Source organism: Rhizobium sp. ZPR4, assembly GCF_040215725.1.
Classification (GTDB): domain Bacteria; phylum Pseudomonadota; class Alphaproteobacteria; order Rhizobiales; family Rhizobiaceae; genus Rhizobium; species Rhizobium rhizogenes_D.
Genome location: NZ_CP157967.1, coordinates 2,333,032 through 2,345,682, shown reverse-complemented (window position 1 = coordinate 2,345,682; position 12,651 = coordinate 2,333,032). Strand labels below are relative to the sequence as shown.

15 protein-coding genes are annotated in these 12,651 nt (G+C 59.7%); all 15 read left to right on the top strand.

The window, feature by feature from the left end; translation table 11 throughout:
• Positions 1–249: 249 nt before the first annotated feature.
• The 15 genes from ABOK31_RS11545 (at position 250) to ureC (ending at position 12,597) form a co-directional block, all read left to right on the top strand.
• Complete coding sequence (locus ABOK31_RS11545; RefSeq protein WP_075851394.1) at positions 250–1,152, top strand: branched-chain amino acid ABC transporter permease; 903 nt, start codon at positions 250–252, stop codon at positions 1,150–1,152.
• 4 nt (positions 1,153–1,156) lie between these two features.
• The gene (gene livM / locus ABOK31_RS11540) at positions 1,157–2,548 is read left to right on the top strand and encodes a high-affinity branched-chain amino acid ABC transporter permease LivM (RefSeq protein WP_349956128.1); all 1,392 of its coding nucleotides are present in this window, start codon (positions 1,157–1,159) and stop codon (positions 2,546–2,548) included.
• Entirely contained in the window at positions 2,548–3,420 is an 873-nt protein-coding gene (locus ABOK31_RS11535) for an ABC transporter ATP-binding protein (protein ID WP_174172118.1), read from the top strand. Before livM ends, ABOK31_RS11535 begins: the two co-directional genes overlap by 1 nt.
• Positions 3,420–4,148 carry an ABC transporter ATP-binding protein gene (locus tag ABOK31_RS11530; protein ID WP_174172119.1) on the top strand — a complete coding sequence of 243 codons (729 nt, stop codon included), beginning with the start codon at positions 3,420–3,422 and terminating at the stop codon, positions 4,146–4,148. The genes ABOK31_RS11535 and ABOK31_RS11530 overlap by 1 nt, the downstream gene beginning before the upstream one ends.
• Before the next feature lie 24 nt (positions 4,149–4,172).
• Positions 4,173–4,526, top strand: a complete 354-nt coding sequence (locus ABOK31_RS11525) for a DUF6867 family protein (protein WP_174172120.1) — start codon at positions 4,173–4,175, stop codon at positions 4,524–4,526.
• A 185-nt stretch (positions 4,527–4,711) separates the two neighbouring features.
• The gene (locus tag ABOK31_RS11520) at positions 4,712–5,833 is read left to right on the top strand and encodes a branched-chain amino acid ABC transporter substrate-binding protein (protein ID WP_075851389.1); all 1,122 of its coding nucleotides are present in this window, start codon (positions 4,712–4,714) and stop codon (positions 5,831–5,833) included.
• A gap of 148 nt (positions 5,834–5,981) precedes the next feature.
• On the top strand, positions 5,982–6,953 hold the full coding sequence (locus ABOK31_RS11515; RefSeq protein ID WP_349956127.1) for a D-glycerate dehydrogenase: 972 nt from the start codon (positions 5,982–5,984) through the stop codon (positions 6,951–6,953).
• A 109-nt stretch (positions 6,954–7,062) separates the two neighbouring features.
• Positions 7,063–7,758 (top strand): class I SAM-dependent methyltransferase, encoded by a 696-nt coding sequence (locus ABOK31_RS11510; protein ID WP_349956126.1) that lies wholly within the window; start codon positions 7,063–7,065, stop codon positions 7,756–7,758.
• Positions 7,759–7,946: 188 nt separating this feature from the next.
• Positions 7,947–8,768, top strand: coding sequence for an urease accessory protein UreD (locus ABOK31_RS11505; RefSeq protein ID WP_349956124.1), 822 nt, complete (start codon positions 7,947–7,949; stop codon positions 8,766–8,768).
• A gap of 138 nt (positions 8,769–8,906) precedes the next feature.
• Entirely contained in the window at positions 8,907–9,209 is a 303-nt protein-coding gene (locus tag ABOK31_RS11500; protein ID WP_349956123.1) for an urease subunit gamma, read from the top strand.
• A 7-nt stretch (positions 9,210–9,216) separates the two neighbouring features.
• Positions 9,217–9,471, top strand: coding sequence for a DUF1272 domain-containing protein (locus ABOK31_RS11495; RefSeq protein WP_349956122.1), 255 nt, complete (start codon positions 9,217–9,219; stop codon positions 9,469–9,471).
• Between the two features lie 10 nt (positions 9,472–9,481).
• Positions 9,482–9,787 carry an urease subunit beta gene (locus tag ABOK31_RS11490; RefSeq protein ID WP_174172125.1) on the top strand — a complete coding sequence of 102 codons (306 nt, stop codon included), beginning with the start codon at positions 9,482–9,484 and terminating at the stop codon, positions 9,785–9,787.
• Between the two features lie 27 nt (positions 9,788–9,814).
• Positions 9,815–10,240 (top strand): lysozyme inhibitor LprI family protein, encoded by a 426-nt coding sequence (locus tag ABOK31_RS11485; RefSeq protein WP_174172205.1) that lies wholly within the window; start codon positions 9,815–9,817, stop codon positions 10,238–10,240.
• A 17-nt stretch (positions 10,241–10,257) separates the two neighbouring features.
• Entirely contained in the window at positions 10,258–10,881 is a 624-nt protein-coding gene (locus ABOK31_RS11480) for a Urease operon accessory protein (RefSeq protein ID WP_174172206.1), read from the top strand.
• 3 nt (positions 10,882–10,884) lie between these two features.
• Complete coding sequence (gene ureC, locus ABOK31_RS11475) at positions 10,885–12,597, top strand: urease subunit alpha (protein ID WP_349956120.1); 1,713 nt, start codon at positions 10,885–10,887, stop codon at positions 12,595–12,597.
• Positions 12,598–12,651: the final 54 nt, after the last annotated feature.

The following is a 12,651-nucleotide window of genomic DNA, read 5'->3' as shown; positions in this document are numbered from 1 at the left end:
TCTTCAAAGCGCACGCGTCGCTTGACGGTTTTGGCTAATTTTGAGCCACGACCTGCCGCTTTCGTGTCATTTTTGGTCGGATTCGCATCAGCGCACGGCGATTTGAAAAGAATTTGTCAATTTCTCGCCTTTTTGGCTTCACATTTCCTTCGAAACCAGTATGGAATCGCGGCCATAGGCCTCTAGAAGGAACCTAAAAAAGTAATAAGAGATGTGGTCGTATGACGCCGCATCCAGGGGAAATGACATATGGATTATTTTATCCAGCAGCTCTTAAACGGGCTGACTCTCGGGTCGATCTACGGCCTGATCGCCATTGGTTATACCATGGTTTACGGCATCATCGGCATGATCAACTTTGCCCACGGTGACGTTTTCATGCTCGGCGGTTTCGCTGCTCTCATCACCTATCTGGTTCTCGTTTCGCTCTTCGCCGGCCTGCCGGTTGCGATCATGCTGCTTGTCATGCTGATTGTCGCCATGCTGATGACGAGCCTGTGGAATTGGGTGATCGAGCGGGTGGCTTATCGGCCGCTGCGCGGTTCGTTCCGCCTTGCGCCGCTGATCACGGCGATCGGCATGTCGATCGTTCTGTCGAATTTCATCCAGGTCGCACAGGGTCCGCGTAACAAGCCGATCCCGACGCTTGTGGGTGATGTCTACAACTTCGGCGGCGTCTCGCTGTCCCTGAAGCAGATCATCATCTTCATCGTTACCGTCGTGTTGCTGGCCGCCTTCTGGTATATCGTCAACAAGACGGCGCTTGGGCGTGCTCAGCGGGCGACCGAACAGGACCGCAAGATGGCGGCGCTGCTCGGCATCAATGTCGATCGCACCATCTCGATCACCTTCATCATGGGTGCGGCATTGGCTGCCGTCGCCGGCACGATGTATCTGATGTATTATGGCGTCGCCAACTTCACGGACGGCTTCGTGCCGGGTGTCAAGGCCTTCACGGCTGCGGTTCTGGGCGGCATTGGCTCGCTTCCGGGCGCTGTTCTCGGTGGTCTGATGATCGGCTTCATCGAGTCGTTCTGGTCTGGCAATTTTCCCATCGCGTATAAGGATGTCGCGACATACGGCATCCTTGCTTTCGTTCTGATCTTCAAGCCGACGGGCATCCTCGGGCGGCCGGAAGTCGAAAAGGTATAACGCCATGGCAAATTCAAACTTCGTTGCAGGCAAGACCGCACCCGGCCTTGTCCAGAAGGGGATTACGGACGCCCTCTGGACCGCTGTCATCGCCTTCGGCATGTTCGTCCTCTATATCGGTCTCAAGACCGATCAGAACATGGACAACAAGCTGATCATCGTGCAGCGCTGGGGCCTTCTGGCGATCATCGTTGCAATCGCTGCCGTCGGCCGCTTTATCATGACGGTCTTCGTTCAGCCTTACCTGGCCGCGCGAAAGGCCGCCAAGGCCAAGGTGGTTGAGGTGGAGGGCGAACCCAGCTTCGCCGCCAGGCATTTCAACAAGATCGCGCTCGTGCTCCTGCTCATCTATCCGTTGGCGGCAGTGGCGATCTTGGGTCCGCAGGGGTCGCTGACCTATGTCGACAATTTCGGCATTCAGATCCTTATCTACGTGATGCTCGCCTGGGGTCTGAACATCGTCGTCGGCCTCGCCGGCCTGCTCGACCTCGGTTATGTTGCCTTCTACGCGGTCGGTGCCTATTCCTACGCGCTGTTATCGATGCATTTCGGCCTGTCCTTCTGGCTGCTTCTGCCGATATCGGGCCTTCTTGCAGGGCTCTGGGGCATGATCCTGGGCTTTCCGGTCCTACGTCTGCGAGGTGACTATCTGGCGATCGTCACGCTGGCCTTCGGCGAAATCATCCGCATCGTGCTGACCAACTGGACCGATGTGACACAGGGCAGCTTCGGCATCTCCAACATCACCAAGGCGTCGCTCTTCGGCATCTATACCTTCGATATGAAGGATCCGCACAACTTCGTCCGCAGCTTCGGTCTGCCGATCTCGTCTGCCTGGTACAAGATCTTCCTGTTCTACGTCATCCTGTTGCTCTGCATGCTGACCGCCTATGTGACGATCCGCCTGCGTCGGATGCCGATCGGACGTGCGTGGGAAGCGCTGCGCGAGGATGAAATCGCCTGCCGCTCGCTCGGCATCAATACGGTGACGACGAAGCTCACGGCTTTTGCCACCGGCGCGATGTTCGGCGGCTTCGCAGGGTCGTTCTTCGCGGCACGTCAGGGTTTCGTCTCGCCGGAATCCTTCGTCTTCCTCGAATCCGCCGTGATCCTTGCCATCGTCGTTCTCGGCGGCATGGGATCGCTGAAGGGCATCGCGATTGCCGCGATCGCCATGGTCGGCGGCACCGAGCTGCTGCGCGACATGGATTTCCTCAAGCTGATCTTCGGGCCGGACTTCACCCCGGAACTCTACCGCATGCTGATCTTCGGCCTTGCCATGGTGGTCGTGATGATCTTCAAGCCGCGCGGCTTTGTCGGCACGCGTGAGCCAACCGCCTTCCTCAAGGAGCGAAAAGCGATCTCCGGCAGCTTTACCAAGGAGGGCCACGGCTGATGAACGCTGTGACCACAACCCCCGACGACATTCTGTTGAAGGTCGATCACCTGTCGATGAAGTTCGGCGGCCTTATGGCGATCAACGACTTCTCGTTCGAAGCGAAGCGCGGCGACATCACGGCGCTGATCGGCCCGAACGGCGCCGGCAAGACCACGGTGTTCAACTGCATCACCGGCTTCTACAAGCCGACGATGGGTATGATCACGCTCAACCAGAAGGCCGGCAAGGAATACCTCCTGGAGCGGCTTCCGGATTTTCGGATCACGCGCGAAGCCAAGGTGGCGCGTACCTTCCAGAACATCCGCTTGTTTTCGGGCCTCACCGTGCTCGAAAACCTGCTGGTCGCGCAGCACAACAAGCTGATGCGTGCCTCCGGCTATACGATCCTCGGTCTGCTCGGCATCGGCCGCTATCGTTCCGAGGCGAAGAATGCGATCGAGCTGGCGCGTTTCTGGCTGGAAAAGGCTGATCTCATCGATCGCGCCGACGATCCCGCCGGCGACCTGCCTTATGGAGCGCAACGTCGCCTGGAAATTGCCCGCGCCATGTGCACGGGTCCGGAACTTCTTTGCCTGGACGAGCCGGCCGCCGGTCTCAATCCTCGCGAGTCTCTGGTCCTGAACGAATTCCTGCGCAGCATCCGCAAGGACACCGGCACATCGATCCTGCTGATCGAACACGACATGTCCGTGGTCATGGAAATTTCCGACCATGTCATCGTGCTCGAATATGGGCAGAAGATTGCCGACGGCACGCCGGATGAGGTCAAGAACGACCCTCGAGTGATCGCTGCCTATCTGGGCGTCGAAGATGAGGAAGTGGAAGAGGTGATTGCCGAAGTCGAGCACCTCCAAGAGGGTGAACATTGATGGCGGCGCAACCACTTCTGAAAGTCGCGGGTGTCGAAACCTATTACGGCAATATCCGCGCTCTTGCCGGCGTCGACATCGAAGTCAACAGCGGCGAGATCGTCAGCCTGATCGGCGCCAACGGTGCCGGCAAATCGACGCTGATGATGACGATCTGCGGCAGCCCGCAGGCGCGCACCGGCTCGGTCACCTTCGACGGCCGCGATATCACGCGCATGCCGACGCATGAGATTGCCCGGCTTCGCATCGCGCAGTCGCCGGAGGGGCGGCGCATCTTCCCGCGCATGACGGTCTACGAAAACCTGCAGATGGGGGCGAGCCTCGACAAGCTCAAATACTTCAGCGAGGACGTCGAGAAGATCTTCACGCTCTTCCCGCGCCTGAAGGAGCGACAGTCGCAGCGCGGCGGTACGCTTTCGGGTGGCGAGCAGCAGATGCTCTCGATCGGCCGTGCGCTGATGGCACGCCCCAAGCTGTTGCTTCTCGACGAGCCGTCGCTCGGTCTGGCGCCGCTGATCGTCAAAGGCATTTTCGAAGCCATCAAGGTCCTGAACCAGACTCAGGGGCTGACCGTGTTCCTCGTCGAGCAGAACGCCTTTGCGGCGCTGAAGCTTTCAGACCGCGCCTATGTGATGGTCAACGGCCGGGTGACGATGAGCGGTTCGGGCAAGGAACTGCTCGCCAATCCGGAAGTGCGCGCCGCCTATCTCGAAGGCGGACATCATTGAGTTTCGTTTCGCGGAGAATTTGAGATGCAGGGACTTCTCTTCGACAGCGATACCGGCGGCCGCATGGTCATCCGCGCTGTTATCGTCATCCTGGGTTTCTGGACCGCATGGCGCGCCGGCCGCGCCGTCGCGTCCAACTGGGAAACCTATCCGCTTGTCGTCATCTACAGCTTTCTGATCGGCCTTGGCCTGCAGTTTCTGCATCATGCGCTGTTCAGCGGCCCGGTGTTCGACGTCACTATCTACATCATCGACGTCGTACTTCTGCTCGTCTTTGCGACGGCGGGGTACAGGTATCGGCGTACCGATCAGATGGTGAATAATTATTACTGGCTCTATGAAAAGACCTCGGCCTTTTCTTGGAAGAAGAAGAATTGACAGTGCGCCTAAACTAGGCACAGTCTGCGTACAACCAAGAGCGTCACCCAGCCCATAAAAAACAGACGGGAACGGGCCGGGTCATGCTTCCAGAGTTCGGAATGCAAGCGTTACCGGCGTGATGATTGGTGGGTATCGCGCAGGGCAGATCAAACGGAACCCGCTTAAAAATTGGGAGTAATAATATGAAGAAGTATCTTCTGTCGGCGGTGGCTTTGTCGGCGATGATCGCTTTCGGCGGCGTTGCGAAGGCAGACATCATTGTTGGCGTTGGCGGTCCGTTGACGGGCCCGAATGCTGCGTTTGGCGCGCAGCTTCAGAAGGGTGCAGAGCAGGCAGCTGCCGACATCAATGCAGCCGGCGGCATCAACGGGGAAAAGATCAAGATCGAACTCGGCGACGACGTCTCCGACGCCAAGCAGGGTGTTTCGGTTGCCAACAAGTTCGTCGCTGACGGCGTCAAGTTCGTTGTCGGTCACTTCAACTCGGGCGTTTCCATTCCGGCTTCGGAAGTCTACGCTGAAAACGGCATCCTGCAGATCACTCCCGCTTCGACCAACCCGCAATTCACCGAACGCGGCCTGTGGAACACCTTCCGTACTTGCGGTCGTGACGACCAGCAGGGCGAGGTTGCCGGCAAGTATATCGCCGACAATTTCAAGGGCGCCAAGGTTGCCGTCGTTCATGACAAGACCCCGTATGGTCAGGGCCTGGCTGACGAAACCAAGAAGAACCTCAACGCCGACGGCGTGAAGGAAGTTCTTTATGAAGGCATCACCCCCGGCGACAAGGACTACTCGGCCCTCATCGCCAAGATGAAGCAGGCTGGCGTCGACTTCGTATACTACGGCGGTCTGCATACCGAAGCCGGCCTCATCATGCGTCAGATGGCCGACCAGGGCGTGAAGGCTCACTTCATGTCGGGTGACGGTATCGTCTCGAACGAGCTGGCCTCGATCGCTGGCGATGCGGTTGACGGCACGCTGATGACCTTCGCTCCGGACCCGCGCAAGAACCCGGCTTCCGCCGATCTCGTCGCGAAGTTCCGCGCTGCCGGCTACGAGCCGGAAGGCTACACGCTCTACTCGTACTCGGCTCTGCAGGTTATCGCTGCCGCCGCCAAGGCTGCGGGTTCCAACGATCCGATGGCAGTTGCTGACGCGATCAAGGCAAAGGGTCCGTTCAAGACCGCTATCGGCGACCTCGGCTTCAATGCCAAGGGCGACATCACCCGCCCGGACTACGTCATGTACAAGTGGTCCAAGGGTTCTGACGGCAAGTACAACTACGCCGAAATCGCGAAGTAAGCTTTGCGATGCCGGTTTTCCGGCATAGGCAAGATCTGGAAAGCCCGGCCATTGGCCGGGCTTTTTCACATTCGCGATATCGGTTCGCCATTTCCTTCATGCCGAAGCTGCTTTAAGTCTGCCCCCGTATCGGCAGGAGGATCACAGTATGAGCAAACCCCGTATTCTTGTGACCCGGCGCTGGCCGTCGGCGGTCGAGGCGGTGCTTTCGGAGCGTTTCGACACCACTCTGAACAAGGATGACGTAGCGCTGGACGCGGCGCAGCTGCGCGAGGCGTTGCTCAGCTATGACGCCGTCCTGCCGACCGTTTCCGACAAGCTTCCGGCCCCGCTTTTCGAGGGAGAGGCGATCCGGACGAAGATCCTCGGCAATTTCGGCGTCGGCTTCAATCACATCGATATCAAGGCTGCCAAGGAAAAGGGCGTAGTCGTCACCAACACGCCAGGCGTGCTGACGGACTGCACGGCCGATATCGCCATGCTGCTGCTTCTTTCGGTTGCCCGGCGTGGCGGCGAAGGCGAGCGCGAAGTCAGAGCCGGCGGCTGGAGCGGCTGGCGACCAACGCATCTGGTCGGTACCAAAGTGACGGGCAAGACCGTCGGCATCATCGGCTTCGGCCGTATCGGTCGTGCCTTCGCGCAACGTTGCCATTTTGGCTTCGGCATGGATGTCGTTTTCTACAACCGCTCCGCCATCGATCCCATGGAGGCCGCACGCTATGGCGCCGTGCAACTGCAGACGGTCGAGGATGTTTTGGACGTCTCCGATTTCGTCTCTCTGCATTGCCCCGGCGGCGCCGAGAACCGCCATCTGATGAATGCGGACCGCCTTGCCGCCATGAAGCCCGGCGCCTTCCTGATCAATACCGCAAGGGGCGATGTCGTCGACGAGACGGCGCTGATTGCGGCGTTGGAGCAGGGAACGATCCGCGGCGCCGGCCTCGATGTCTATGAAGCGGAGCCGCATATTCCGGAGCGGCTGCGGGAAATGGACAATGTCGTGCTCCTGCCGCATCTCGGCAGCGCCACGGAAGAAACGCGCACGGCCATGGGCATGAAGGTCGTCGACAATATCACTGCTTTTTTTGCCGGAAGGGAGCTGCCGGACCGCGTGGTCTAGGTGGGACCGCGGCGATACAACATTGCCCGAGAGGTCGCGCGTCCATAAGGTGACGGCGCCAACCACCTGAAGTGCTGTCATGCATGCCGCTTTCCGGCAAGGAGGAACAGTGTCTGAGAATGACTATGATGCGTTCGCAGCCGCCTATCAGGCCGACAACGAGAACAATGCCTGGAATGCCTATTATGAGCGGCCCGCAATTCTCTCGCTTGCCGGCGACGTTGCCGGACTTCGCGTCCTCGATGCGGGTTGCGGAGGCGGTGCTCATGCGGCAGCTCTGGTCGATCGAGGAGCGATCCTGACCGGTGTCGATGCGAGTGCCGGCTTGCTCGAAATCGCACGGCGTCGCCTGGAAGGGCGGGCGCGATTGTTGCTGGCTGATTTGAACGAGCGGTTGCCTTTCGAAGACGGCGCGTTCGATTTGGTCATGGCCTCACTTGTCATGCATTACCTGCACGATTGGTCGCGGCCTCTTTCGGAATTCCGACGCGTCTTGTCCGATGGCGGTCGTCTGATTTTTTCGACGCATCATCCGTTCATGGATCATGATCCGGCCAGCGGTGAGAGCTATTTCGAGACCTATAATTTCAGCGAGACGTGGCATCGCGGCGGCAAGGACATCACCATGCGGTTCTGGCACCGGCCGCTCCACGCCATGTTCGATGCGTTGAAATCGGCTGGATTTCGGATCGATGTCGTGAGCGAGCCGCAGCCGGACGCGAGGGTCAGCACTCTTTTCCCGGACGCATTCAAGAGCCTGACGACCAAGCCACGCTTCCTCTTCTTCATGGTGGTGAAGGCATAGTGCGACTCTTTCGGCAGCGGTGACGATCATTGCCTTTCTTTTCGGCGTTTGACGAAAAATGCGGCTGACGCGATCGGCGTCGGGCCGATATTGCGGGAGATCGCATAAGGCACAGGAATTGCTTGCATTTATTCCTTGCCGGGCTTCAATGGCCGGGCTTTGGCATGATGTGATATGTGGAGAAGCTGATGGCAATGACGGCGGCAAGCACAAGACCGCAGAGGGCGCGAGGTCGCGGCCATCTTGCGGCCAAGTCGCTTGGCGGTCGCACGCGCCTTGCCGAGCTCTTCCAAGAGGGGGCGGCGAAGATCAGGCTGCCAGAAACCTTCGATCATTCCATGGAGGCCGTCATCATCAACACTGCCGGCGGTCTGACCGGCGGCGACCGGATGGACTGGAGCATTGTCGCCGCGCCGGGCACGCGCATCGATGTGACGACGCAGGCCTGCGAAAAGATCTATAAGGCGTCGACTGGCACGGCCGAGGTTGAAACCTCGATCAGGGTCGGTAGCGGCGCTCGGGTCGATTGGCTGCCGCAGGAGACCATCCTGTTCGACCGCGCCTCGCTTTCGCGTTCGCTAAATGTCGAGCTTGACGATAGGGCCGAATTCCTCGCCGTCGAGGCGATCTTGCTCGGGCGGAAAGCCATGGGTGAGGCGATGGAGCAGGGGTTGTTCCGTGATCGTTGGCGCATTCGCCGTGGCGGGCGGCTTGTTCACGCCGAGGAACTGCGGCTGGATGGCGATGTGGCCGCCTTGACGGCGAAAATGGCGGTGCTTGGAGGGCAGGTGGCCTTTGCGACCTTGCTCTATGTCGGCCCGCTGGCCGAAACCTACCTCGGCCGGATCAGGCCGCTCCTCGAAACCCATATGGGAGGCGCCAGCCACTGGGGCGAGAAGCTCGTCGTGCGGCTTGTCGCTGCTGATGGTTTCGCGCTCAGAAAAATCCTCATTCCGATCATTTCCGCCTTGCGCAATGGAGCGCCTGTGCCGAAAGTCTGGAACCTATAGTCCCTGGAGCTGGATGATTTTAGGTCTGCTTGACCTAAAATCATCCAGCTCCAAAATCAAAGAAATAGAGCATGATGCCGAAAACCGCTCACACCTTTCGGCATCATGCTCTGACAACAGCAATCACATAGGTAGGCGATGAACCTCACTCCGAGAGAAAAAGACAAGCTGCTGATTTCCATGGCGGCGATGGTGGCGCGGCGGCGGCTGGAGCGTGGCGTCAAGCTCAATCATCCCGAAGCCATCGCGCTGATCACGGATTTCGTAATCGAGGGCGCGCGGGACGGACGGCCGGTCGCCGAACTGATGGAGGCCGGCGCCCATGTCATCACCCGCGATCAGGTGATGGAAGGCATTGCCGAGATGATCCATGATGTTCAGGTCGAGGCGACATTTCCCGACGGCACCAAGCTTGTGACCGTCCACGAACCCATTCGGTGAGGTTGCCATGCTGGAGCTGAGGCCCAATTGCGAATGCTGCGACAGGAATTTGCCGCCGCAGAGCAAGGAAGCGATGATCTGCACTTTCGAGTGCACCTTCTGCGCCGATTGTGTCGACAGCGTATTGGGCGGCGCTTGTCCGAATTGCGGCGGCGACTTCGTCCAGCGTCCCATCCGCCCGATAGCCTTGCTCGTCAAATATCCCGCTTCGACCAAGCGTGTTCTAAAAGCAGAGGGATGCGCGCCCGTCCGGGTCGCATGAGGAGAAAACCATGATCCCAGGCGAAATCATCGCTGCGAGCGGCGACATCGAACTCAATGCCGGAGCGCCGACCGTGACGCTCGAAGTTTCCAATACCGGTGACAGGCCGGTGCAGGTCGGCAGCCATTATCATTTTGCCGAAACCAATGCCGGGCTTTCCTTCGACCGCGACCAGGCGAGGGGCATGCGGCTCGATATTCCCGCTGGAACCGCCGTGCGTTTCGAGCCGGGTCAGACACGCTCGGTGACGCTGATCCCGCTATCGGGCAAGCGCGAAGTCTACGGCTTCCGTCAGCAGGTCATGGGCAAGCTATAGCTTTTGGGGGGTTTGACGTTGATTAAAATGCTTGCGCCCGCTGCAGCTCTTGCTGCGGCCCTGATTTGTGGTCCTGCCTTTGCGCAGAACAATCCGGATGAACCGAAGGTCGATTGCGCCAAAGCAGAGGCGCAGACGGATCTGAATATTTGCGCTGCGCTCGATTTCGACACGGCCGACAAGGCGCTGAACGCGCAATACAAGAAGACGCGTGCTGCGATGGTCGCCATCGACGCGGATCTGGACGACGACATGAAGGGCGCCGAAAAGGCGCTCATCAAGGCGCAGCGTGCCTGGGTGGACTATCGCGACGGCGAGTGCGAGGCACAGGGATTTCAGGCGCGAGGCGGCTCGATGGAGCCCATGCTCGTTTCCGGCTGCAAAGCGGATCTGACCAAGAAGCGCACCAAGGAGCTGAAAGACCTCGCCGATGGACCGGAGGGTGATCAGTGATTTCCAGGCGTAGCGTGATGATCGTCGGCAATGGTGAGGTTGCGGCAGGCGCCGCAGCTGTCATCGATGCCGCCGATCTTGTGATCCGTTTCAACGATTGCCGCTCGATGGGCGCCGGCGGCAGCCGGACCGATGTCGTTGCGGTGTGCAACACAGGCCGGCCGGCGCGCGCCATGCTCGGCTCGGCCGAGTGGCGCAAGAGCCCTGCCGTTGCTTCCGCGTCGGAAATCTGGAGCGTGCGCGATCCGATCAAATTCGAGGCGCTGCGAGCACCGCTGGCGATCTCGCATCCTGAACTCGACGATTTCTGCGACGATTATACCGACCAGTTCACCGCCTTCTGTCAGGCAACCGGCAAGCGACATGTCGTGATCGGTCAATCCATTCACGAAGGTGTCGATGCGGCGCTCGCAGAGCATGATCCCGGCTCCTACGTGGTACCGAGCAGCGGCCTGATCGTGATCGCCGAAGTGATGGCACGTTATCCAGACGACGATATCGCCATTACCGGCTTCAGCCACACGGGCTGGGAAGAGCATCCCTTTGCCGCCGAGAAGCGGCTGGTGGACGCCTACATATCCCTCGGCCGCCTGCGGCGACTTACCGATACGAACCTCCTCTCTGCCTCCCAAGGAGATTGATTGATGCCCTACAGGATTTCCCGCGCCGCCTATGCCAGCATGTTCGGACCGACCGTCGGCGACAAGGTGCGTCTGGCCGATACCGAATTGTTCATCGAGGTGGAGAAGGATTTCACCACCTATGGCGAGGAGGTGAAGTTCGGCGGCGGCAAGGTCATCCGCGACGGCATGGGGCAGAGCCAGGTGACCCGGGCAAACGGTGCCGTCGATACCGTCATCACCAATGTGCTGATCCTCGACCATTGGGGGATCGTCAAGGCGGATATCGGCTTGAAGGACGGCCGCATTGTCGCGATCGGCAAGGCCGGCAATCCGGACATGCAGCCCGGTGTCAACATCATCGTCGGACCCGGCACGGAGGCAATCGCCGGCGAGGGCAAGATCGTGACTGCCGGCGGCATGGACAGCCACATCCATTTCATCTGCCCGCAGCAGATCGAGGAAGCCCTGATGTCGGGCGTCACCACCATGCTTGGCGGCGGCACCGGGCCGGCGCACGGAACGCTGGCAACGACCTGCACGCCGGGGCCTTGGCATCTGGCGCGCATGATCGAATCCTTCGACGCTTTTCCGATGAATATCGGCCTGTCCGCCAAGGGCAATGCATCCGTGCCTGCCGCCCTGGAGGAAATGGTGCTCGGCGGAGCCTGTGCGCTCAAGCTGCATGAGGATTGGGGCACGACGCCGGCCGCGATCGACTGCTGCCTCAGCGTTGCCGACGAATACGACGTGCAGGTGATGATCCACACGGATACGTTGAATGAAAGCGGTTTCGTGGAGGATACGATCGGTGCCATCAAAGGTCGCACGATCCACGCTTTCCACACGGAAGGAGCGGGTGGCGGTCACGCACCTGACATCATCAAGATCTGCGGCCAGTCGAACGTCATCCCTTCTTCGACCAATCCGACGCGACCCTATACGGTTAATACAATAGCCGAGCATTTGGACATGCTGATGGTCTGCCATCACCTGTCGCCGTCGATTCCCGAGGATATCGCCTTTGCCGAAAGCCGTATCCGCAAGGAGACGATCGCGGCGGAGGATATTCTTCACGATATCGGCGCCTTCTCGATCATTTCGTCCGACAGCCAGGCCATGGGGCGTGTCGGTGAAGTGGCGATCCGCACCTGGCAGACCGCCGACAAGATGAAGCGCCAGCGCGGCCGCCTGGCGCAGGAGACGGGCGACAACGACAATTTCCGTGCGAAACGCTATATCGCAAAATATACGATCAACCCGGCGATCGCGCACGGCGTCAGCCATGAGGTCGGCTCGATCGAGGTTGGCAAGCGTGCCGATCTGGTACTCTGGAATCCGGCCTTCTTCGGCGTGAAGCCGGAGATGGTTCTGCTCGGCGGCTCCATTGCAGCTGCTCCCATGGGCGACCCGAATGCCTCCATCCCGACGCCGCAGCCGATGCACTACCGGCCGATGTTCGGTGCCTATGGCAAAAACCGGACGAATTCCTCCGTGACCTTCGTTTCGCAGGCGGCTTTCGATGCCGGGCTTGCCGGCAAGCTCGGGGTCGCAAAGACGCTGCTGCCTGTCAGGAACACCCGCGGCGGCATCTCCAAGGCATCGATGATCCACAACAGCCTGACGCCGCATATCGAGGTGGACCCGGAAACCTACGAAGTGCGGGCCGATGGCGAGCTTCTGACCTGCGAGCCGTCAACCGTGCTGCCGATGGCACAGCGCTATTTCCTCTTCTGAGGATATTTCAGTCATCGATTATTGGCAGATACGAAAAACCCCGGTTTCCCGGGG